A 22,025-nucleotide genomic window follows, 5' to 3' on the forward strand; every position below is an offset into this window, starting at 1 on the left:
GAAAGCAGGGGATTGAAGATGGATAAGCTTGGGATGATTACGATTGGGCAAGCACCCCGGACAGATGTGGCTCCTATCGTGGAACGGGCACTGGAAGGACGTGCAAAACTGGTACAAGCAGGCGCGCTGGATGGTCTTTCTTTTGCTTATATACAAGAGCATCTGTCTCCGTCGCCAGGAGAGTATGTATTGACCTCCCGCCTGACGACCGGAGAGTCGGTGGTCATATCACGCGAAAAAATCCAGCCGCTGCTTCAGGAGAAAATCACGCACATGGAGGAACAGGGCATCCGTACGATTTTATTGCTATGTACCGGCGTATTTCCGGGATTGCATACCCGAACCGCCTTTTTGATTGAGCCGGACCATGTGCTTCCTCCTGTCATTAAGGCGATGTCCGGCGGACGGCGGGTCGGCCTGATTGGTCCGCTGGAAGAGCAGAAGGACAATCTCAAGCTCAAATTCAGTCCCCACGGAATGAATCCCGGGTTTGCGGCGGCCTCGCCTTACAGCAGTAGTGAAGAGGAATTTCGCCAGGCAGCCAGGCATTTCAAGGATCAGGCTGATCTTATCGTGCTGGATTGTATGGGTTATACGGATGTTCATAGGGAACTGGCAGCGCGTTACGCGGGGGTTCCCGTCGTATTGTCCAATGCCCTGATCGGCAAGCTGGTATCGGAAATGGTATAAGGAGTCTAAAAATAGGAGGTAAGGAATGTGAGCCAACAGCGTGTTGAAATTAGTAAAAATGTATTGCAAAAATGTTTGGGACTTACCGCTGGAGAGACGCTTCTGGTGGTAACGGACGATGATAAAAAGGAATTGGGCGAGTCCATTTATGAAGCTGGCAAGGCGCTGGGCGCAGAAGCTGCTATTTTGACGATGAAGGTACGCTCCAAATCGGGGGAAGAGCCTCCGGCACCTGTCGCCGAAGCCATGCTTCGCTCCAATGTTGTCGTATGTGTCACCCGGTATTCGCTGACGCATACCCATGCCCGCAAGCAAGCCGCAGCCGCTGGAGCGCGTCTGGCGACGATGCCTGGCATGACGGACGATATGTTCATGAACGGAGCGATTGCTGCTGATTATCCGAAGGTCAAGGCGCTGACCGAAGAGGTGACCGCATTATTGACGGCTGCCAAGCAGGTGCGGATCGAGAAGGATGGGTACAGCCTGAGCTTCACCATTGAGGGTCGCAACGGTGTGCCCAGCACGGGCATGTATCTGAACCCTGGCGAATCCGGCAACCTTCCTTCCGGTGAAGCGTATATTGCTCCGCTGGAGGGGACGGCGCAAGGCCAGATTGTGGTGGACGGTTCTGTTGCAGGAATCGGTGCCTTGAAGGAGCCGCTGTTGCTGACGGTCGAAAATGGCAGGTTGACAGCCGCAGAAGGGGAAACGGGGCAGCCCTTGCTGGAAATACTGGGCGAAGGTGACGGCAGAATGCTGGCCGAGTTCGGTATCGGAACGAACGATAAAGCACGTATTACGGGTGTCGTACTGGAAGATGAGAAGGTGTACGGCACGATTCATGTGGCTTTTGGCAGCAATAATACTTTTGGCGGGACCATCGCTGCGGGTGTACATATTGATGGTGTCGTTCAGCGACCGGATGTGTATCTGGATGACCGCCTGATTATGAAAGCCGGGCAACTGCTGGAGTGCTAGGTGGATGAGAAACAGCAGGAGCTGTAAAAACGGGGGGGAATTCATCATGCTTGGAATTATCAGGGTGCTTACCATGCAAGACGAAGTAGCTATTGGTCTTCACGGCCGGGTCATCGAGCAGCGCTACGGGCTGCCTGTCACCAGTGTATGTATCCCTGACCAGCCGCAGGGAATCTACGATGATGCAACGGATCGGGAATCGGTGCCTAAAATTGTGGCCGCAGCGCAACAGCTCGTCGAGCAGGGCTGCACGTCCATTGGCATTAGCTGCGCGGCTGATCCGGCACTGGAGGAGACCCGCCATGCGGTGACTGTACCTGTATACGGCGCAGGCTCCTGTGCGGCGCATCTGGCATTGACAGCGGCCAGTCGTGTCGGTGTGTTGACCATTTTGGAGGAGGCGCCCCCATTGATCCGCTGTATCTTGGGTGAGTCTTACATCGGCACAGAGCGCCCTGAGGGTGTACGTACGACGCTGGACCTGAACACTCCGCAAGGCAAGGAGGCTGCGATGGCAGCGGCGCTGCGTCTTCAGGAGAAGGGAGCAGAGGCAATCGTGCTGGCCTGTACGGGTTTTGTGACGATGAACTTCGCACCGGAGCTGGAGCGCAGGCTGGGCATCCGTGCCATTGATCCGATTGTGGCGCTTGGCGCAGCCGCATCAGTGGCAGCGGGAGAATGATGAAGTCCAGGCAGGATAAGCCTGACTCATAAAATAATAGGGTATTGAAATAACCGCCTTTTCCTGAAAGGGCGGTTTATTTGCGTTCCATACGGTAAAAGGTTTTGTTTTGTATACTTTTTTGGTACACTATCCTGAAAATTAAGTTAGGCGAGAACTTTGCAAAATCCTAAATATATGTGCCATTACCGCAAAATAAATAGTAAGGTGGTCTGTCCATATGAAAATACCGGGTGTAACCGTTCAGGAGCTTATGACAATGCCCGTATTGAAGGAGGCGAAGGTACTAAGCGGAGAGCAGGGATTAAATCGGATTGTCCGTTTTATTGATATTATGGAGGTCCCTGACTTGAAGGGCTGGATCAGGGAAGGCGTATTATTGATGACAACCGCTTATTCCATCCGTCATGAGCCTGAGGTATTGTGTCAAATTATTCAACTATTGCATCAGGGCGGGGCCGCGGCACTTGCGATCAAACCGACCCGCTTTCTCAAGGAAATTCCCCGCAGTGCGCTGGAGGAAAGCAATGCCTGCGGCCTGCCCGTGATTGAGATTCCGGCCGATATTCCATATACGGATATTACACAGCGTGTCATGGATATGGTGTTGAATCGGCAGGCAGAGCTGCTGCGACGCTCGGAAGAAATATATCGGACCTTAACAACGATGGTGCTGGAGAATAGCGGTATACAGGCTGTAAGCGACAATATAGCAGAGCTGCTTAAAGCTCCGGTTGCTTTGATTGATAATGGAGGTCGAGCCATCGTCACTTCACCACAGGAATGGAATTGGATGGAGGCGCAGGATTCCCGTCATTTTCCGATTAATGTCGATAAACGCACGGTTGCCAAGCTGGTCATTGCCCGCAATGAGCTGGATGATATGGAGCAGGTGGGTATTGAGCAGGCACGTCTGGTCATGGCACTGGAATTAATGCGTGAAAAGGCAGTGGAAGATACAGAAAGCCGACTACGGGGTAACTTTATCGATGAGTTGATGACTCCTCCGGTACCTTTACGACATGAGGTTGAGCGGAGAGGGCGCCAACTGGGGTTTAACCCGGCATATCATTGGGAGGTTGCTGTACTGGAAAGCACTACCGCTCCGCCAGAAGAGATTCTGTCCGGTTTGTTGAGTCAGGAATCCACCCGGCGGCGTGTGGTATCCCATATTGAGTTCCGTTCCAATCGGGCGATACTATTTTTACCTACTCTTCATCCAAATGATCACCATGACGGGGCAGGTGCTGATCAGGGACTAACCTGGGCTGAAACGCTGAAGAGCTGGACCAGTGAAAAAGCATTGGGAACGGGCGATTATTATATAGGCATTGGAAGTAGCAAAAAGCTGTGGGAGCTGATGCAAAGCTATAATGAGGCAAGACGTGCGATCACCGTATCCCAGCGGCTGTACCCCGATAGACGTGTATGTAAATTCGGAGATATAGAAATGCACTATATGCTTGGAGAAGCCATGAACAAAGAGGAATTTGTCGATTTGTTCGAACGTAAGCTGGGCAGACTTCAGCAGTATGATCGGTCTCATGGCAGCGATTTGCTTAAAACGTTATTTTATTATTTGGAAAATCGGGGCAGTCTGATGGATACAGCGAATTATCTTTTTATACATCGTAATTCGGTCAAATACAGACTGGAACGGATTCGTGACATTGCGGATTTTGATCTCAACGATCCACGCGAGCAGTTCATATGTCATACATGTCTGATTCATTATTATTTGCGGAAACATAAGTAGGCTGAACTGGTAGGTTTTTGGGACAGGGAGGAAAAGACATGGATAAAAAAATATTAATAGCGGACGATGAACCCAGCATTCGCAATGCGTTGGCCTATGCGTTGCAAAGAGAAGGTTTTTTGGTAGAAACTGCTGTTGACGGGGAGGACGCATTGGAAAAAGTCCGTTTGTTTCACCCCGATGTGCTGGTGCTCGATGTGATGATGCCCAAGTTGGGCGGATATGAGGTGTGCCGCCGTTTGGAAAGTCGGAAGGGCATCGGTATTCTGCTACTGACTGCCAAAAACGATATCGTGGATAAGGTGCTCGGGCTGGAGCTGGGCGCGGACGATTTTATGAGCAAGCCCTTTGATCTGCGAGAGCTGCTCGCCCGCATCAAGGCGCTGGTACGGAGACTGGAGCGGGAAGGAGCGCCCGCGCCAGAAGGATCAGAAACGATATTTGGCCCGTTGCGAGTACGTCCGTCCAGCAGAACGGCTGAGTTGGAGGGAGCAGCGCTGGAACTGACCCCCAAGGAGTTTGATGTGCTGGCGCTTCTGGTGTCACACGCTGGGCGGGTATACACGCGGGACGAGCTGCTGGAGCAGGTATGGGGCTTCGATTATGCAGGTGGAACACGGACGGTGGACATTCACATCCAGCGCTTGCGCAAGAAGCTTGAGCCGCATCAGTCGTTATTGCAGACGGTGTATGGAATAGGCTATAAGGCAGAAAAGATGCTGTGAACGAGCGCCAGGATGGCTGTTCATCTATATCCACACTCCTGTTCTCATCTGCATATATGACCCGTCGGTCATTTCTTCTATTATTATAATATACTCCCCTTATCCGAACTGAAACAGGTGCCCTGAAATTGGAAAGGTTTTTTGGTTTCCATCACATATCGTACATCCCCGTGAATATACTTAATAACCAACAAGGCCAAACTGTGCCGTGTATCCACTTGGGGGGTGCCTAACAATGCCGGAACCACGTCAGCCATATTCATTCGTCGTATCCCGCGAAGATTGGTCGCTGCATCGCAAAGGGTACCAAGACCAGCAGCGTCATCAGCAGAAGGTCAAAGATGTGATTAAGCAAAATCTGCCTGATCTGATTACGGAAGAAAATATTATCATGTCAGACGGTAAGCAGATTATTAAAGTGCCGATTCGCAGTCTGGACGAATATCGCTTCATTTATAATTATCAGAAGCAAAAGCATGTAGGCCAAGGGGACGGCGACAGTCAGGTAGGTGATGTCATCGGACGCGATCCTGCTTCCCAGAAGCCCGGTAAAGGCGATAAAGCCGGAGACCAGCCCGGACACGATATCATGGAGACGGAAGTCAGCATGGAAGAACTGGAAGATATGCTGTTCGAGGACATGGAATTACCGCATTTGCAGCAAAAAGACAAAGAACAGATTGAGGTTGAGTCCATCGTATTCAATGATATACGCAAAAAAGGCATGCAGGCCAACATTGACAAGAAGCGAACCATTCTCGAAAATCTACGCCGCAACGCCCGCGAGGGCAATCCGGGCATTCATCATATCAGTCCGGACGATCTCCGTTATAAAACATGGGAGGAAAAAAACATCCCCCAATCCAACGCAGTGATCATTGCGATGATGGATACTTCAGGCTCGATGGGATCTTTTGAAAAATATTGCGCTCGCAGCTTCTTTTTCTGGATGACCCGCTTTTTGCGCCGTCAATATGAAAAGGTGGAGATTGTCTTTCTGGCGCATCATACCGAAGCCAAAGAGGTTACCGAGGAAGAATTTTTCACCCGTGGAGAAAGTGGCGGCACCATCTGTTCTTCGGCCTATCTCAAGGCATTGGAGATTATCGACAAGCGCTATCCTCCTTCCAACTATAATATTTATCCCTTCCATTTCTCGGACGGCGACAATCTGACATCAGATAACGAGCGGTGCGTGAGGTTAATCGAGGAGCTTATGAAGCGCAGCAACATGTTCGGCTATGGAGAAGTGAATCAATATAACCGCAGCAGCACACTTATGTCGGCCTATAAGAACATTAAAAAGGATCAGTTTATGTACTATGTCATCAAGGAAAAAAGTGAAGTGTACCAAGCCTTGCGTACCTTTTTTCGCAAACGGGAAGGGGGAACGGTGGGATGAGCACTGACCAGAAAGAGCTGGAATATGCGATATCAGAAATTATGGAGATTGCAAATGGATTCGGGCTCGATTACTATCCGATGCGGTATGAGATTTGTCCGGCGGATATTGTATACACGTTCGGGGCCTATGGGATGCCCACGCGCTTCAGCCACTGGAGCTTTGGAAAGACGTTTCACAAGATGAAGATGCAGTACGATTTTGGCCTAAGCAAAATCTATGAGCTGGTCATCAACTCCAATCCCTGCTACGCCTTCTTGCTGGATGGAAATTCTTTGGTTCAAAATAAACTGATTGTCGCCCATGTGCTGGCACACTGTGATTTTTTCAAGCACAACGCCCGCTTTTCAGCTTCTAACCGCAATATGGTGGAGAGTATGTCTGCTACGGCAGACCGGATTAGCGGTTATGAAATGGAATACGGTTCGAAGGCCGTGGAATCCTTCATTGATTCGGTACTGGCTATACAGGAGCATATTGATCCGCAGTTGATCAAACCGCAGCACCTGGATAAGCAGCGCTATATGGAGCTTAAAGTCCGTGAGCAAAAGGAACCGGGAAAACGACAGCGCCCAGACGGTCCTTACGATGATCTGTGGTCACTGGATACGGTACAGGAGCAGCCCGATCCGTCCGAGAGCGAGGGCATTCGGGTACGACAGTTCCCGCCTGAACCGGAGAAGGATGTCGTCTGGTTTATTCAGGAATTTTCGGAAGTGCTGGAGGACTGGCAGCGGGATATCATGACGATGCTGCGGGACGAAATGCTGTATTTCTGGCCTCAGATGGAGACCAAAATTATGAATGAAGGCTGGGCCTCCTATTGGCATCAGCGTATCGTACGGGAGCTGGATTTGACGGGGGATGAAACGGTTGAATTTGCGCTGCTGAATGCTTCTGTCGTACAGCCTTCCAAGCAAAGCCTGAATCCGTATTATTTGGGGCTTAAAATATTTGAGGATATTGAAAAGCGATGGGATAACCCAACCCGTGAAGAGCAGGAGCGACAAGGACGCAAACCGGGCGAAGGACGCGCTAAAATGTTCGAGGTACGAGAGTTTGACTCAGACACCTCTTTTATACGTAATTACATGACCAAGAAGCTGACAGAGGACTTAGATCTGTATGTGTTTGAGAAACGAGGGCCGGATTGGAAAATTACAGATAAATCGTGGGAGAACATACGGGACCAACTCGTATTCTCGCGTGTGAATGGTGGCTCCCCTTATATCGTCGTCGAGGATGGAGATTATCTGCACACTGGCGAGTTAAAGCTCAAGCATCAGTTTGAAGGGATTGAGCTGGATTTAAAATATATGGAGCGTACGCTTCCGTATGTGTATCAGCTGTGGGGGCGGACCGTTCATTTGGAAACGATGATTGAAGGCAAACTGGCCTTATTCTCATACGATGGCAAGAAGCATCATCGCAAGTTTGTATAAGGGAGCAGGGGAACGAATGCAATACGAATATCCAAAAAGGTGCAGCCGTAAAACGAGACTGCACCTTTTTTTCTATCCCAGCCATAGCAGCCGAACTACAGCCATACTCACAATACCGACAATAACGGTAGCCAGCAGGTTTTTGCTCCATAAGGCAGTCACCAGTGTAGGAAGGATAGCAATAAGCACTTGCCAATTAAAAGTGACGGAGCCTTCCGTTCGGACGAGCAGATGTTCCATGACGAGCGCTGTAAAAATGCAAATAGGAATGTAGGACAGCCATTGGAGCACTGGTTTGGGCAGAGCCAGCTTTTGCAGTACGACGAAGGGAATGATTCTTGGGATGGCTGTGACGGCCATGCCACCGATAATGATGTACATGACGTTGGGATCAATGTTCATTTGTCGGTAAACACTCCAATCGTTGCGGTCATCACGGTAGCTACAATGACAGCGATATGCGACGGCACCCACCAGGATAAAAGGTACATCAGAACAGCCATACACAGCACGAGCAGCAGACGGTGCTTGAGCTTGGAGGTCTGGACACTTTGTAGCTGGGAAATAAGCAGAGCCAGAAACATCGCAGGCAAGGCAAAATCCAGACCAAATGCCTCTGGCCGGGAAATCCAGTTCCCGAGAATCCCTCCTGCCACACAGGAGGCAATCCAGACGAGGTAAGCAGTTATATTGAGCCCGTTCATCCAACGATCACTAATCTGTCCACCTTTGGCAAGTTTATCAGAGGCTACCCCGAAGGATTCGTCTGTCAGAAGAACACCAATTCCTATATTTTTCCATAATGAATATTTTGAGAAATAAGGAGCCAATGATGCGCTTAACAACAGGTGGCGGGCATTCACAATGAATGTCGTTAAAATAATGACAGAGGGGGGACTGGCCGCAGCCAGCATCGAACACATAATAAATTGGGAAGCTCCTGCGTATACAAGCGCCGACATCAGGGCAATTTCCATCGTGCTAACACCTGATGAGGCCCCCACAATGCCTGCCGCGAAGCCAATGCACACATAACCGAGCAACGTAGGGATACAATCCTTGACTCCTTGTAAAAAATGGAGTGGATCGCGCTCTGTTTCGCTCAACTCCGAAGCTATAGACATTTCAACCTTCCCTCCATTCTAAATTTCATTATAGTATATAACGGGACCTCGAAAATGGTCAATATATTATACAATTGTATGTTATGATGAACAAACTCTATAGCTAACGAGCCTACTTTTGTGTATTCTTCTTGTATAGACTTTTTGGATACGAGGAGGCACGGTCTGTGGATTCAATGCAGTATATTATCGGTTCAAATTTGGCTCAAATCAGGAAGACTAGAGGACTTAGTCTGGATAAGGTGGCTGAGTTAACAGGGGTCAGTAAAGGTATGCTGGCTCAGATTGAGAAGGGGAAGTCCAATCCTACAGTAACAACACTTTGGAAAATTGCGAACGGCTTGCACGTGTCTTTTTCCTCCTTTCTTAAGGAAGACCCGCCGAAAATCACAAAAATTAGCAGAGAAGACCTGTATCCGGTTATTGATGAGGATGGTAACTATTTTGTTTACCCTATCTTCCCGTATCATTCGGAAAAGAAATTTGAGGTGTTCACGGTAAGTCTGAAGCCAGGCTTTACACATCAGGCAGAGAAGCATCTGGGAGAAGAATCGATTCTCATGATCCGTGGGGAAATGTACTTTGAAATGCAGGGGCAGCAGCTTAAACTGAGCGCAGGGGATGCTGTGCAATTCCAAGCAACTGACGTTCATACTTACCGTAATGATTCGGATGAAGATGCGGATTTTTATGTCTTGATTTATTATGCGGATTAGTGGGATGATTAGCACAGCTTAAAACAGGCTTCCACTATATAAAAAGATAGCTACGAGGAAAAGAGAGGAAAGAGAACCCATGGAAAGCAAGTACATCCGAGAAACCTACTGCTTCAAGACGTCCCGTGTGTTTCCCAACGACATCAACAATCATAACACGCTCTTCGGAGGCCGATTGATGTCGTATATCGACGATATTGCGTCTATCGCAGCCTCCAAGCTATGCCGCACGAATACGGTCACAGCGTCTACGGATTCGGTGGATTTTTTGCTGCCCATTCATCCGAGCGATTCTGTCACGCTGGAGGCGTTCGTTACCTGGACAGGCCGTAGCTCTATGGAGGTCTTCGTGAAGGTAATTCGCGAAGGACTGATGACTGGCGACCGGAAAATCGCAGCCACTGCCTTCCTGACCTTTGTGGCGCTGGACGAGAACAACCGTAAAGTGATCGTGCCGCAGGTCATTCCGGAGACAGAAGAGGAATTACAACTGCACCAGACCGCGCCATCGCGTGCAGCGATACGACGTCAGCGCAGGGAGGAAAGCAAGCAACTGGCGAGCTTCCTGACGACAGATTATCCATGGGAACTGTAACGTCCTGTCATGTGGGTTGCCAGAGCACCGCAGGTTTACAAACATCGCGACCTTGTGTCATGGATTACTGATACAATAAATGACAATGGTCCTGAGATGAGTTCAATGTAAAGGGCGGGAGCGATGTGAATCGAAAAGCAGTGCGTGCGTGGATTACTTACGATTGGGCCAATTCAGGCTATGCAACGACGATACTGGCAGCAGTACTGCCTATTTTCTACAGCTCTGTTGCAGCTTCGACGCTGGATGCGACAACCGCATCCTCCTATCTGGGGTACACACATGCAATCGGCATGTTATGTGTAGCCTTATTGTCTCCTGTGCTCGGGGCGGTTGCCGATCTGACAGGCAGCAAGCTGTCTTTCCTGCGAATTTTTACGGGGATTGGCATCGTGGCCACACTGGGCTTTAGCCTGGTAGGAGAAGGAGACTGGCTGCTGGCTTCCACGCTACTGGTCTTGTCGACCATTGGATTTGCAGGCGGCAACACCTTTTATGATGCGATGCTCCCTGATCTGGTTCCTTCCGGTAAGCGGGAAACCGTATCGGCCAAAGGCTACGCTTATGGTTACGTTGGTGGAGGGATCTTGTTGGCGGTCAACATGCTGATGATCCAAAAGCCTCAATGGTTCGGATTAGGAAACACACTTGAGGGAACACGTCTTGCGTTTGTTTCGGTGGCAGTATGGTGGTTGGTATTTTCATTGCCTTTATTGCTTCAAGGTCGCCAGCGGCATAGGAGCGGAGAAGGGGAAAGACAAGACCAAGAAAGGCAAACAGGCAGTCTTTTATTCCAAACTGCATACTGGAAGGCCGGATTTCGGCGGATTCAGGACACGATGCGCCAAATTCGGCGTTTTCCACAATTGCTTAAATTGCTACTATCTTTTTGGTTTTTCAATGACGGGATTAATACGATTATATTAATGGCTGCTATTTACGGAACGGGGATTGGGATCGGCACGACGGATCTGATTGCTGCATTGTTGATAACCCAATTTATTGGCTTTCCCTGTACGCTCCTGCTTGGCAAATGGGCCGAACGCTGGGGATCGCGCCGGATGCTCATGTTCTCGCTCGGGATTTACATGCTGATCGTCATTCTTGGATTTTTCATGACTCAGGCGGTACATTTTTATGTGCTAGCGGCTATGGTCGGTCTGGTACAGGGGAGCAGTCAGTCCATTTCCCGGTCTTTATTCAGCGATCTGATGCCAGCCAGCCGGACGGGTGAATTTTTTGGTTTCGTGAATATTACGGGCAAGTTTTCATCCATTTTCGGCCCGTTTATCTTTGGTTTGGTCGGTCAGCTAACCGGTTCCTCGCGCTGGGGTATTTTATCGCTGTTTGCCTTTTTCGCTATCGGTATGCTGATGCTATGGACTGTGGATATCGCGAAGGGGAAGGCAGACGCGCTTCAAGCCAATCTGGACAAGGGATAGCCCAGATACAGGTTCAACTATCATTTTACCGCAAAAAGAAGCCGTTCTTCCGTTAGCAGTGATCTGCTGGGAAGACGGCTTTTTTGAAATAACTGAAAATTGGAAACTCCTACTTCAATGACGAGGATAATGTCCGTTCGACGATGAACGTACTAATTTACTTTCACTACACGAAAATGCTGATTTGTTCCGCCGTTATCCCCCCATTGAATCGCTTTGGCGCCATCGGCGGTAGTGCCTTCGGAAATGTCGATCAGTTTGCCCGTTGCCCGGTTTTTCAGCTTGTAATAACCTCCGGTTACAGATACTAGTTGCCATTGCTGGCTGGACCAGCCTCCATCGCTCCACTGCTCGATGACTGCGCCGTCCGTAGTAGCTCCGTTTTCAACGCCGATCAGCTTGCCACTGTTGCGGTTGACGATTTTGTAATATCCGCCGCCCGCGTCCTTGAGCTGCCATTGCTGGCTGGATGCCCCCGAATCCGCACGCTGCTCCAGATCCGCTCCATCTGTGGTTGCACCGTCAATTACATTCAGCGGCTTGTTGCTCTTGCGGCTTACCAGCTGATAGTACCCGTCCGGGTCAATGGCGATTGGCGTGGTTACGCCTTGAACCACCCCGCTGGCGGTGTCGATGTTGATACTGTCAAACCAGTCCATAGCCAAAGAAGTCCCGGTTGGAAAACGCAGCGGCAGCCATACATATTGTGAATCCTGCACAGGACCGCTCCACGCTCCGGCCCAACGGTCGCCCAAATACAGGTACGAGGTCGTCTGAGTACCTTCTACCGGAATAACGTAGGCGGACTGTGAACCGTAGGTTGTACTGTCTCCGAAGTTCATCGTGTTACTCCACGTTCCTTCAATGCTGGATGCCGTAGCATACTTGGCTTGGTTGGGGTTCCAGCCCGTTGCCCCGGATGTGATCAGGAAGTAGACGTCTCCTTTCTTGAACATTGCCGGAGCTTCACGATATTGTCCCGGCCAGAGCGTGGTCACCAGCGCTTCAACTTGCAAAAAATCCGGTGTCAGACGATAAATGTTCAAATCGGCATTCACACGGGTAGCCGAAATCAGGTAAGCCGTACCATTGTCGTTGTATACAGTCATATCCCGTGAATCGTAATCCAGAGGACGGAAGCTGCCCTGATAGATGTAATCGCCGTCCACAGTATCGGAAGTGGCAACTGCCACCCGGGCTTCGTTGTAATTAACTCCATTCTCCTTGTGCATCCACAATACGTATTTGCGTGTTTTCTCATTATAAATGACTTTTGGACGTTCAATATTCGAAACATTCAGCTCTACTGCTGAGCTGCTAGTTAGCACGTTTTTGCGGAACTCCCAGTTTTTTAAATCAGAGGATCGGTAGGCGGATACCGCCTTGAATGTGCCGTTGGGGTTACGATTTTCACCAAACCAGTAGTAGTAACCGTCTACCTTAATCATACCGCCTCCATGAGCATGGACCACGTTTCCAGCTGTATCTTTAAACTGAATGCCATTCACAACATTCGCTGTAGCCGCTGAAGCGATCTTCGGTGAAAACATCTGGAAAATGCTCAACGACAGCAAAACAGAGAGCATAATACACAGCAAGCGGGCAAAATCATATTTCATCGTTTCGGCCTCCTCTGTATGTTTTTTAAAGCGCTTACAAAAAAGGTTTGTACTGAATAGCTCTCTATGCTGATGACTATCACCTGTCTGATGATGCGATGCGATCAGCAAGAGGATTATATCCCAATTGTATCCATATTGAATTGAAAGTGCTAGAGTAGTATATTGACCATGTACACCGCAGACGATAAACTTTCAATGAATTCCCAATAGAGCGGTGAAGTTATGAATGGGCTGATATTCATTACGGCATAGGGGGCAACCATGGAAATATATGCGATTGACACGAGCAAGCCGGAGGCAGACGGTCATTACGAGTCACTGCTGAACCGGGTTTCGACTGAAAAGCGGCAGAAGCTGGATCGTTTTTTACATCGGGAAGATGCTGTAAGGGGCTTATACGCCGATGTGTTGTTAAGGTGGGTGGCCTGTCGGCAATTGAAGGTTTCCAACGCCAGTCTTCAATTTACATATAATGCTTTCGGCAAGCCTTCCTTGTTGAATGCACCTGCATTCCATTTTAATGTTTCTCACTCGGGAAAATGGGTGGTATGCGCCGTGGATGACCATTCGCTCGGAATCGACATTGAACAGCTCCGTCCGATTGATTTTGAGGTGGGGAGGGTGTGCTTTTCGGACATGGAGTATGATGCGTTGATGCGTCAGGAGTCGGAGAGCCGCTTATCCTATTTTTACGATCTGTGGACGCTCAAGGAAAGCTTTGTGAAGGCCGAAGGGCAGGGATTAACGCTGCCGCTAAAGTCATTTTCATTCGATTTAAGTGAGCGTCCGTTAATCGGTTTTACGACGGAAGGCTTTACCACCGAGTATTGTCATTTTAAACAGTATGAGATCGATGAACACTATAAAATGGCTGTCTGTGCAATGCATGACCGCTTTGCGCATCTGGTGCAGCAGGTAGACATACATACACTATGCCTGGAATCGGCAGCACAGGCGTGATATGAAGCTGAAATGACGGAACAAGAAGTCTAGTTGAAAAAAGGGAGATGAGCTGCGTTGACGCTAACATTGTTCAAGCATGGCAAGCTGTATGGGGAATGGGCTGCCAAGGGAGATTCAATCATTGTACAGAACGGCATCATACAGGCCATTGGACAAGCACGGGAGCTTGAATTGCAATTGTCGGGTAAGGAATATGACACGGTGGATTGGAAAGATGCTTATGTGTTGCCGGGCTTGGCCGATTCACATATGCATTTGTCCATGCATGGCATGAAGCTGGCGATGCTGGATTTTACGTCAGCTACATCGAAGGAAGAGATGCTTGATATGCTGCGCAAACGGGTTGCCCTCACACCGCCGGGAGAATGGATTTTAGGGCTGAACTGGAACGAAAATGCGTATATTCCTGTTGAGATTCCAACCATATCGGAGCTGGATGCCATTACGGATCAGCACCCGGTATATTTGACTCGTACATGCTTTCATACGTTTCTGGCGAATTCAGAAGCGTTTCGGCGTGCCGGGATTGGCGAGAACACTCCTGATCCCGCTTCGGGAGCCTACGGAAGAAATGCGGATGGACAGTTGAACGGATTGATTTATGAGGAAGCGTCCACTGCCTTTACACGTGTTCAGCCAGAGCCGGATTATTCAGTTAAAAAAGATGCCATCCGCCGAGCTTGTCTGGATGCACTACGGCTCGGTCTGACGGCAGCACACACGGAGGATTTGCGTTTTCTGGGCAGTGTGGACACGATGCAGCGGATTTACAGGGAGCTGAGGGAGGAAGGCATTGCTTTTCGCACGCATCAGCTCATCTATCATCCGTTCATGGAAGAAGTGAAAGCGAAAGGGCTACGTGCTGGTGACGGAAATGAGTGGTTTAAAATCGGTGCGGTAAAAATGTTTGCCGATGGTGCGATTGGTGGAAGAACTGCGCTATTGTCTGCGCCCTATAGCGATGCTCCACATACCGGTGGCATGACGATTCAGCCACAGCCAGAGCTGAACCAGATGGTGGCGGTCGTCAGAGCCGCAGGTTTTCCGGTCGCTGTACATGCGATAGGGGATGGGGCGGCGCATATGATTTTGACAGCGATGGAAGCCCATGCGCTAACGGAGGAAAGCGGCTTGCCGGATCGTCTGATCCATGGACAGGTGCTGACTGCCGATTTGGTCAAGAGAATGGCGAAGCTGCCGCTGATTGCGGACATCCAGCCACGTTTTGTAGCAAGTGATTTCCCGTGGGTGCTGGATCGGGTTGGCGAGGGACGTACCGAATATTTGTATGCCTGGAAGAAGCTGCTGGACGCAGGTATTACATGTGCTGGCGGCAGTGACGCGCCGATTGAGCCGTTGGACCCTTTTCTCGGTATGCATGCCGCTGTGACTCGAACCAAGCCGGGAGAGACGCATGAGGGTTATCTTCCCGATGAAAAGCTGGACATTCACGAAGCTATTCATCTGTTTACCCTCGGAAGTGCAGTGGCTGCGGGAGAAGCGGATGAACGGGGTTCGATGGCTGTAGGGAAAGCCGCTGATTTTACGGTTATTGACCGGGATTTATCGGAGCACCCTCAGGCTTTGCTTGATGTTAAAGCACGCATGACGGTTGTGAACGGAATCGTTGCATATCAGGCATAGGTGGATGATAGTATGTATGTAAAGAAACCTTCAACCTCACGCTAAAAGTGGAGTTGAAGGTTTTTTTGGCTTTTACAAACCACGCTGTGCGAAACGGTCTGCATTTTTCACACTGGACCATAGATCAGAGCTTGCCCCGCCTGCATACCAGTAGGCGAAGCCCGCAACCCCTTTATCCTGTCCCAAACGGTATTTACGGGTGAAGGATCGCCCTTCCTCCAACCATAGCTTATGAAGCTGAGTATCCCTGTAGGAAACCGTATACTGCTGAATATCAGCATGCCAGATCGGTTTGGAGGTGGAACGGGATACAAGCTGATTTTGCTCAATCAGTGAAATATCCGACGAAGCGACCGATTGACCACTGGCATTGAGGGTCCAGTTCCGTGTGAATAAAGGCAATGCCAATATCGCTTTATCCGGGTCAGTGGTTAGTAGAAAGCGCCGTACGCTTTCACGAAGCCACGGTAATGAAGATACGGAGCCGGGGATCGAGCTGCCTCCCCAATGTTCGTCATATCCCATCAGAATCAAATAGTCTGCCGCAGCGCCTAGCTGCTTATAATCAAAGGCGGCTGTCCAGTCTGTACCATAATCAGGAGATACACAGATCGCCAGCACAGCATTCAGGCTTTTTAACTTGGCTTTTAATTGTTGGATGAACAACGTGAACTGGGTACGATCCTGACCATCTACATTTTCAAAATCAATCACAAGCCCATCCAGATGATGTGTAGATACAACATTGACAAGCTGAGTTATCGTTTTGTTTCGCAAAACATCACTGGACAGGATTTGGTGCGTCATTGTTAGATTGGAACGGTTGCCTACCATTGCCCAGATTTTTTTTTGATGCTGTTTGGACCAGGCGAGGAGCGAGGTGTCCGTGAGATCGCTAATATTACCCGTTTCGTTTAGAAAAAACCAGCGCGGTGATAGCGTATTAATGTTAGATTGAAGCACAGAGCTTTCAAACTGTTGAACGCTCTGATCATATTGCCAGCCTAGTCGGATGGAAGAGGCCGTGGACGCTGTTTTGGAGGCATGCTGTGTTGAATACGTCAGTAGCCGTTCCAGAAGTGCTGCTGTTTCTTCGCGGGTCAGGGAAGATGTCGGGCGAAATCGGTTGTCTTCCCCTTTCATAAAGCCGTAACGGTTCACGGTAGTTACAGCTTCAAGAGCCCAATCTGCAATCTTGTCGGCGTCGGTAAAAGTGGAAACCGCTTCTCCTGATCCCGTCGAGCGTATGAGGCGTGCGATCATCAAGGCTGCTTCTTGTCGGGTTATAGGGCTGTTGGGTTGAAATGTGGCGGATGATCCTCCCTGCACCACGTCAAGCTGGGAGGCTGCTTCAATCCATCCGTAGTACCACGCTTGTTTGGATACATCCCGATAGGAGGAGACAGATGCTTGTACAGGCTTCAGGCCGAGTGTGCGATCCAGCGCGGTAACCCATTCGGCTCTCGTAACCGCCTTTTTGGGAGAAAAGTAGCCGGGTTGTGTACCTGCCAAAATTCCTTTGGCGTGCAGTGAGGTAATAGATTGATAAGCATAGCTGTCTGAAATATCCTGAAACGTCACATCGGCTTCGGCTGCGGGAATGGTTAAAGATGAAGCAGATGCTGTTATTATAGTCATGGCGGCAGTCGCCAACAGGGTAAGTTTGGTTAGCAAGCGTGATCGTATGGGGCTCATTACACTATAACCTTCTTTTTTATGATAGATTGTCAGACGAATAGTTCATATATGACGACTAATACTATCAAAAATAGTAAAGTTATTCATTGCTAAATTGTTGGAAAACACAAAAAAGCCCTTACCTGTAGAGGCAAGGGGCTTCACATTCGAAACTATTCTTTTTTAGCATACATTATACCAATCGTCTGTGGACCACAATGACTGGAAATGACACAACCGGCTGTTGTCAGCAGCACCTCTTGCGCTCCCGTCTCTTCCTGTAAACGGGCTTGCAGCATCAGCGCATCTTCCTCAGCCAAAGCATGTACGACAATAATGATATCGTTATCCATTTGTTCCCGCTGGTTCAGGGCATTTTGCAGCATCTGATCCAGCGCCTTTTCACGTTTGCCGCGTACTTTGTACGCAGGTGTCATTTTTCCGTCTATTACTTTGATCACCGGACGAATTTTGAGCAGACTACCGATCAGATTTTGCATCCCTGAGCATCTTCCGCCTTTGTACAGATACTCGAGCGTATCAATCACGAATTCCGTGTCTATCAGGGGGCGGGTTCTCGTCAACATGTCCACAATCTGTTCCATTGTACTGTCGTTGGCTGCGGCGCGTGCGGCCTTCATCACGAGCATGCCAAAGCCGCACGACAGATTCAGAGAATCAAAGACGGTAATACGGCCCTTCGGGAACTCGGAGGCAGCGAGCAGCGCATTTTGATAGGTTGAGGACAGCTCGGAAGACAGACTGATGTATAAAATGTCGTCCCCTTGTTCTATGTAGGAAGCAAAGGCTTGAATAAAGTCTGATGGAGAAGGTGCGGCGGTTCGTGGCAGATGTCCCTCACGACTTACGCGCTGAAATAACTGTTCTGGCTGGATATCCACGCCATCCCGTAATGATTCATCCCCAAACACTGTATACAATGGTACAATGCCAATCTCGTATTGTTCGCGCCATTGGACCGGAATATCACTGGTACTGTCCGCAAAAATTTTGATTTTGTTCATACATTGAATCCTCTCTGTGTGATGCGTAGAAATTATAAGGATTGCACAGAGGAAGGATAGATATCCGCTGTACTGCTCGGAACGGCGAGACCCATGGCCAGAAGTGCAATGAAGCCCAGAATAATGAACGCATTAATGATTAACCCTGCAATGGCAAAGGCTTTCTTACGGTTCTTCAACGCAATTCCAATAATGCCGACCACAAGCCCGGCACAATTCAATAACAGGCTACCTAAAAATACAAAAGGAAGCAGGATGGTTCCGGTTTGTTGCCGAACGATTTCCGGGTCCAGAGTTTGGTATTGGCTGAAATGAGCCAACAGATTAATGACCATAACAGCCAGAATGATATACCCGATCAGGCTGACGAGCGACATAATAAAAGAAGCAATACCGGGACCGGAATGCTTGAGCTTGACTGGAGGCTGGAAGACGGGAGCTTCTGAAAAAACAGGATGCTCCTCAGACGCAACAGGCTTTTGCAGATTAGGATCTTGGTTACTCATCTTTTCAACTCCTTGAACAGTATCCGAACAGGTACTAATTTTCCACAAAATGAACAAAAAAGCAAGGGACCTTACACATTACCCTCCAAAGACAGGGGTTAATCATGGAATTCTGTAGGGTCTAAATTTAAAAGGAGTGGCTGGAAAACTTCATATGGATTCGATAAAATAAGGAGATAGCTTGGATGAGAGTATAAGATGAAAAGGAGTACACAAATATGCAACGCAGATGGATAATTGTAGGATCTATAATGATGCTGCTGGCGGTCGCCATCGGCGCGTTCGGGGCTCATATTGTAAAACCGCGCATTGACGCGAACGCTTTGGCTGTATATCAAACAGGTGTGCAATATCACATGATTCACGCTGTCGGTTTGCTGATCATTGCATTGGCTGCGGGACAGTGGGGAGCGTCGGCTCGTTTAAAATGGGCAGCACGACTGCTGTTTACGGGAATTATTTTGTTTTCCGGCAGCTTGTATGTGCTGAGCTTGACCGGGATTCGTGTGCTAGGTGCCATTACCCCGCTGGGGGGCGTGTGTTTTATCGCAGGTTGGCTTTTGCTGGCATTAGCTGCCTTGGGTTTGAAGAAAGAGGATTAATTTAACTTTCCAGGTAATATCCAAAAAAGAGAATCGCTTGGAAAGACATAATGTTTTTCCAGCGGTTCTCTTTTTGCGTGTTTATTCATGCTGTAAGGACTTTACATTTACGATGTGATTTCATCGATTTCATTCATCTTAAAGGAGTACACTTGCTTTTCATCTACATGGTACACACTCAGTAAGTTATTCTCATGATCCAAATTAAGGATGCGACACGGGATGCTTCGTTGTCCGCCATAGCGATTTACGATTAGCCGTACAAGCGTATTATCATGTATATAGCGTTTGATCCAATCATAGGTGCTAAGTTCTTGTTGTGATGCAGGCTTCGGCTGTACGTGGGCTTGCTTGATTTCCTGAACGGCAGGGGGCTTGTTCGTAAGCGCGACATTAGATTTCTTTTTGGAAAACTTCTCTGCTAGCGCAGTAGCAGCATCAGACGAGCCGTTAACGGCTGATTGTTTTTTTAAGTGTAAAGCAGCCTCAATCAAATTACCAAGCTCAATACCGGACTGAACCCGGCTATCTGCAATTTGTTCATGCTGGGTCAAGAGGTTAAGCAGGAACTGAAGGGCCTCTACATTGGAACGACCTTTAACTAATACATCTACATTAAATAAATAACTGGTTTCATCTTGATTTGATTCTTTTTTCATACATCCTCCAGCCCAAGCCCTGGGTAATTAGTCTTTTATAGCACCTATCAATATATCATTAAAACGTAATCTGTCATAGTACCTTAGGCTCTGTTAGGGAGATTAACAAAAATTGGTCCTGTATAAATTGTATATCAATGGTGTGTTCATATTCATTCACCTACACAAACGCGAAAATACACCCCGTCGGATAAAGTTTTGTGAAGTCCTGCAAGTGATCACCAATTGTGACCGTAGCTGTGGCTGAGCAGACTTTGAATAAGCCGATGAAAATACCAACTTGTACTATACATATACAGAGAATAAACGAGAGTGAGGGTGAAATCAAGTAGTTTGAATTTTAAATATTTCCTTTTGATTTTTTCGGCTGAATTTTCTTGGAGCCATATTATTTCTCCAGCAATTACTGAAATAGAAATAAAACCACTTCAAAACATATTTCAATTAGAAAAACTAAGCGAAGACAACAAAATATTAAGGAATTTATGTAGTTATTTGTAAATACATTTCAAAATCTATACCGTCTCTTTACATTCAGAAAATATGTTCTAAGGGAATTTAATTGTAATATGTATGGAAAGTGAAGAAAAGTGGATAACAAAAGACTCCGTTAGCGGCTTCATCTGCGCTGACAAGTGATTTCAGGGAAGGGGTATTCTGTCGGGATGCTCTTTTTCACTTGCCGTTATAGATAGCACGGTGGAACCCTAGCGTAAATAACGGCAAGCTCATTTGAGTGGTAAGTGTTGGAGCATGTAAAGTGCTCAGAGTGATTTAGGTTTAGCAATAGATGGCCTAAGTCTAGGGTTGGGTTACCGGTGGGAGATCCTCAAGATGTTCGAAAATAAGCAGTTGCTTCTCTCTTGCGACCTTTACCATTTCATCAGCCCCCTGCGAGGGCCCTCCAATTCGAAGCACTGCATCGCAGTGGTCTAGCAGGCGAATGGAGGACGGATGGAAAATGCGGTTGAAAACCGCATCTCCCAAAGAAGTGGAACCAGCTGTGGCGATTAGGGGCAATGCATACCACTCCCCTAGAACCGGTAAATGCCCAGTTTCATAAACTTGAAGAGCAATTTTATTCATGAACTGAACATTTTTTTCTATCAGCACGGGATCATCTGACGTTCCAGAACGATAAGGTCCCGCTATAAGAATATGCAACGAATTTGTTTTTTCCTTTAAAAGACCATGGATTTGAGCGTATTGGAGCAGCAAAATCGTCTTGGCATCACGAATTTCTCCGCTTTTGACCAAATTGAGCGCCTGAATAAAAGGAAGCTCTACCACTTCAATGTTTTCCTGATCATCTTCGAGTCCACCACCCAGTCCTGTTGCCATATCTTCGTTATACTCTGCTACAAAAAAGTACAGGATTTCGGTAACCGATCCGGGCGACATGTAGGCCTCACCAACCTTTTGTACACAGTCGACACGGTATCCTGTCTCTTCCTCCGTTTCTCGCAGGATACTTTCTTCCGGTGTCTCTTTATCGAGCAGACCTGCACAGGTTTCGATAAGCATTCCCGTCTCATTACCGTTCTGGTAGGTTGGCATTCGGAATTGTCTGGTCAATACTATGGTTTGTTTTTTTCGATTATAAAGAAGGATTGTTGCTCCGTTGCCGCGGTCGTACACTTCACGGGATTGTGTCTCCCATTGGCCCCTGTTTTTTTCATATTCGAACGTGACTTTCTTTAAGATGTACCAGTTATCCGATAAAAGCTCCTCTTTGACGATCCGTACTCTTGGTTGTTGCCCCGTTGCTTTCATGT

The 22,025-nt window shown here is 48.3% G+C and carries 21 protein-coding genes; 13 read left to right on the forward strand and 8 right to left on the reverse strand.

Features of this window, described 5'->3' with window-relative positions; genetic code table 11:
- Positions 1 to 18: 18 nt before the first annotated feature.
- From HPL003_RS15510 to HPL003_RS15540, 7 genes are all read left to right on the forward strand, one after another.
- Positions 19 to 690 (forward strand): AroM family protein, encoded by a 672-nt coding sequence (locus HPL003_RS15510; protein ID WP_014280629.1) that lies wholly within the window; start codon positions 19 to 21, stop codon positions 688 to 690.
- Between the two features lie 27 nt (positions 691 to 717).
- Positions 718 to 1,668 carry an aminopeptidase gene (locus tag HPL003_RS15515; protein ID WP_014280630.1) on the forward strand — a complete coding sequence of 317 codons (951 nt, stop codon included), beginning with the start codon at positions 718 to 720 and terminating at the stop codon, positions 1,666 to 1,668.
- A gap of 46 nt (positions 1,669 to 1,714) precedes the next feature.
- Positions 1,715 to 2,350 carry an aspartate/glutamate racemase family protein gene (locus HPL003_RS15520; protein WP_014280631.1) on the forward strand — a complete coding sequence of 212 codons (636 nt, stop codon included), beginning with the start codon at positions 1,715 to 1,717 and terminating at the stop codon, positions 2,348 to 2,350.
- A 220-nt stretch (positions 2,351 to 2,570) separates the two neighbouring features.
- Entirely contained in the window at positions 2,571 to 4,106 is a 1,536-nt protein-coding gene (locus tag HPL003_RS15525; protein WP_014280632.1) for a PucR family transcriptional regulator, read from the forward strand.
- A 38-nt stretch (positions 4,107 to 4,144) separates the two neighbouring features.
- Positions 4,145 to 4,831, forward strand: a complete 687-nt coding sequence (locus HPL003_RS15530; protein ID WP_014280633.1) for a response regulator transcription factor — start codon at positions 4,145 to 4,147, stop codon at positions 4,829 to 4,831.
- 235 nt (positions 4,832 to 5,066) lie between these two features.
- Complete coding sequence (gene yhbH, locus HPL003_RS15535) at positions 5,067 to 6,233, forward strand: sporulation protein YhbH (RefSeq protein ID WP_014280634.1); 1,167 nt, start codon at positions 5,067 to 5,069, stop codon at positions 6,231 to 6,233.
- A complete protein-coding gene (locus HPL003_RS15540) occupies positions 6,230 to 7,675 on the forward strand; it encodes a SpoVR family protein (RefSeq protein ID WP_014280635.1) in 1,446 nt (481 codons plus the stop codon). Before yhbH ends, HPL003_RS15540 begins: the two co-directional genes overlap by 4 nt.
- A 72-nt stretch (positions 7,676 to 7,747) precedes the next feature.
- On the opposite strand, the gene HPL003_RS15545 is transcribed toward HPL003_RS15540, so the two are convergent.
- Both HPL003_RS15545 and HPL003_RS15550 read right to left on the reverse strand, forming a co-directional pair.
- On the reverse strand, positions 7,748 to 8,077 hold the full coding sequence (locus HPL003_RS15545) for an AzlD domain-containing protein (protein ID WP_014280636.1): 330 nt from the start codon (positions 8,075 to 8,077) through the stop codon (positions 7,748 to 7,750).
- On the reverse strand, positions 8,074 to 8,799 hold the full coding sequence (locus HPL003_RS15550) for an AzlC family ABC transporter permease (protein ID WP_014280637.1): 726 nt from the start codon (positions 8,797 to 8,799) through the stop codon (positions 8,074 to 8,076). Before HPL003_RS15550 ends, HPL003_RS15545 begins: the two co-directional genes overlap by 4 nt.
- Before the next feature lie 167 nt (positions 8,800 to 8,966).
- On the opposite strand from HPL003_RS15550, the gene HPL003_RS15555 reads away from it, so the two are divergent.
- The 3 genes from HPL003_RS15555 (at position 8,967) to HPL003_RS15565 (ending at position 11,552) form a co-directional block, all read left to right on the forward strand.
- The gene (locus HPL003_RS15555; protein WP_014280638.1) at positions 8,967 to 9,515 is read left to right on the forward strand and encodes a helix-turn-helix domain-containing protein; all 549 of its coding nucleotides are present in this window, start codon (positions 8,967 to 8,969) and stop codon (positions 9,513 to 9,515) included.
- A gap of 79 nt (positions 9,516 to 9,594) precedes the next feature.
- Entirely contained in the window at positions 9,595 to 10,110 is a 516-nt protein-coding gene (locus HPL003_RS15560; RefSeq protein WP_014280639.1) for an acyl-CoA thioesterase, read from the forward strand.
- A gap of 125 nt (positions 10,111 to 10,235) precedes the next feature.
- A complete protein-coding gene (locus HPL003_RS15565; protein WP_014280640.1) occupies positions 10,236 to 11,552 on the forward strand; it encodes an MFS transporter in 1,317 nt (438 codons plus the stop codon).
- 152 nt (positions 11,553 to 11,704) lie between these two features.
- Here the strand turns inward: HPL003_RS15565 and HPL003_RS15570 are convergent, their stop codons facing one another.
- Complete coding sequence (locus tag HPL003_RS15570; protein WP_014280641.1) at positions 11,705 to 13,171, reverse strand: RICIN domain-containing protein; 1,467 nt, start codon at positions 13,169 to 13,171, stop codon at positions 11,705 to 11,707.
- Between the two features lie 264 nt (positions 13,172 to 13,435).
- Here HPL003_RS15570 and HPL003_RS15575 point away from each other — a divergent pair, with 264 nt between their 5' ends.
- Positions 13,436 to 14,134, forward strand: a complete 699-nt coding sequence (locus HPL003_RS15575; RefSeq protein WP_014280642.1) for a 4'-phosphopantetheinyl transferase family protein — start codon at positions 13,436 to 13,438, stop codon at positions 14,132 to 14,134.
- A 57-nt stretch (positions 14,135 to 14,191) separates the two neighbouring features.
- The gene (locus HPL003_RS15580) at positions 14,192 to 15,781 is read left to right on the forward strand and encodes an amidohydrolase (protein WP_014280643.1); all 1,590 of its coding nucleotides are present in this window, start codon (positions 14,192 to 14,194) and stop codon (positions 15,779 to 15,781) included.
- A gap of 72 nt (positions 15,782 to 15,853) precedes the next feature.
- Here HPL003_RS15580 and HPL003_RS15585 read toward each other — a convergent pair whose 3' ends face one another.
- The 3 genes from HPL003_RS15585 to HPL003_RS15595 form a co-directional block, all read right to left on the reverse strand.
- On the reverse strand, positions 15,854 to 17,476 hold the full coding sequence (locus HPL003_RS15585) for an S-layer homology domain-containing protein (RefSeq protein WP_014280644.1): 1,623 nt from the start codon (positions 17,474 to 17,476) through the stop codon (positions 15,854 to 15,856).
- A 155-nt stretch (positions 17,477 to 17,631) separates the two neighbouring features.
- Positions 17,632 to 18,483 (reverse strand): DegV family protein, encoded by an 852-nt coding sequence (locus HPL003_RS15590; protein ID WP_014280645.1) that lies wholly within the window; start codon positions 18,481 to 18,483, stop codon positions 17,632 to 17,634.
- 32 nt (positions 18,484 to 18,515) lie between these two features.
- Entirely contained in the window at positions 18,516 to 18,989 is a 474-nt protein-coding gene (locus HPL003_RS15595; protein WP_014280646.1) for a hypothetical protein, read from the reverse strand.
- Positions 18,990 to 19,207: 218 nt separating this feature from the next.
- Between HPL003_RS15595 and HPL003_RS15600 the strand changes: the two genes are divergently transcribed.
- Complete coding sequence (locus HPL003_RS15600) at positions 19,208 to 19,591, forward strand: DUF423 domain-containing protein (protein WP_014280647.1); 384 nt, start codon at positions 19,208 to 19,210, stop codon at positions 19,589 to 19,591.
- Positions 19,592 to 19,698: 107 nt separating this feature from the next.
- On the opposite strand, the gene HPL003_RS15605 is transcribed toward HPL003_RS15600, so the two are convergent.
- Together HPL003_RS15605 and nudK are read right to left on the reverse strand one after the other, a co-directional pair.
- The gene (locus HPL003_RS15605; RefSeq protein WP_014280648.1) at positions 19,699 to 20,250 is read right to left on the reverse strand and encodes a hypothetical protein; all 552 of its coding nucleotides are present in this window, start codon (positions 20,248 to 20,250) and stop codon (positions 19,699 to 19,701) included.
- 801 nt (positions 20,251 to 21,051) lie between these two features.
- On the reverse strand, positions 21,052 to 22,023 hold the full coding sequence (gene nudK / locus HPL003_RS15610) for a GDP-mannose pyrophosphatase NudK (protein ID WP_014280649.1): 972 nt from the start codon (positions 22,021 to 22,023) through the stop codon (positions 21,052 to 21,054).
- Positions 22,024 to 22,025: the final 2 nt, after the last annotated feature.

Source organism: Paenibacillus terrae HPL-003 (genome assembly GCF_000235585.1).
Classification (GTDB): Bacteria; Bacillota; Bacilli; order Paenibacillales; family Paenibacillaceae; genus Paenibacillus; species Paenibacillus terrae_B.

Coding starts and splice junctions, on each gene's coding strand:
- HPL003_RS15510 (WP_014280629.1), top strand. CDS start 19: ATGGATAAGCTTGGGATGATTACGATTGGGCAAGCACCCCGGACAGAT.
- HPL003_RS15520 (WP_014280631.1), top strand. CDS start 1,715: ATGCTTGGAATTATCAGGGTGCTTACCATGCAAGACGAAGTAGCTATT.
- HPL003_RS15525 (WP_014280632.1), top strand. CDS start 2,571: ATGAAAATACCGGGTGTAACCGTTCAGGAGCTTATGACAATGCCCGTA.
- HPL003_RS15530 (WP_014280633.1), top strand. CDS start 4,145: ATGGATAAAAAAATATTAATAGCGGACGATGAACCCAGCATTCGCAAT.
- yhbH (WP_014280634.1), top strand. CDS start 5,067: ATGCCGGAACCACGTCAGCCATATTCATTCGTCGTATCCCGCGAAGAT.
- HPL003_RS15540 (WP_014280635.1), top strand. CDS start 6,230: ATGAGCACTGACCAGAAAGAGCTGGAATATGCGATATCAGAAATTATG.
- HPL003_RS15545 (WP_014280636.1), bottom strand. CDS start 8,077: ATGAACATTGATCCCAACGTCATGTACATCATTATCGGTGGCATGGCC.
- HPL003_RS15550 (WP_014280637.1), bottom strand. CDS start 8,799: ATGTCTATAGCTTCGGAGTTGAGCGAAACAGAGCGCGATCCACTCCAT.
- HPL003_RS15560 (WP_014280639.1), top strand. CDS start 9,595: ATGGAAAGCAAGTACATCCGAGAAACCTACTGCTTCAAGACGTCCCGT.
- HPL003_RS15570 (WP_014280641.1), bottom strand. CDS start 13,171: ATGAAATATGATTTTGCCCGCTTGCTGTGTATTATGCTCTCTGTTTTG.
- HPL003_RS15575 (WP_014280642.1), top strand. CDS start 13,436: ATGGAAATATATGCGATTGACACGAGCAAGCCGGAGGCAGACGGTCAT.
- HPL003_RS15585 (WP_014280644.1), bottom strand. CDS start 17,476: ATGAGCCCCATACGATCACGCTTGCTAACCAAACTTACCCTGTTGGCG.
- HPL003_RS15590 (WP_014280645.1), bottom strand. CDS start 18,483: ATGAACAAAATCAAAATTTTTGCGGACAGTACCAGTGATATTCCGGTC.
- HPL003_RS15595 (WP_014280646.1), bottom strand. CDS start 18,989: ATGAGTAACCAAGATCCTAATCTGCAAAAGCCTGTTGCGTCTGAGGAG.
- HPL003_RS15600 (WP_014280647.1), top strand. CDS start 19,208: ATGCAACGCAGATGGATAATTGTAGGATCTATAATGATGCTGCTGGCG.
- HPL003_RS15605 (WP_014280648.1), bottom strand. CDS start 20,250: ATGAAAAAAGAATCAAATCAAGATGAAACCAGTTATTTATTTAATGTA.
- nudK (WP_014280649.1), bottom strand. CDS start 22,023: ATGAAAGCAACGGGGCAACAACCAAGAGTACGGATCGTCAAAGAGGAG.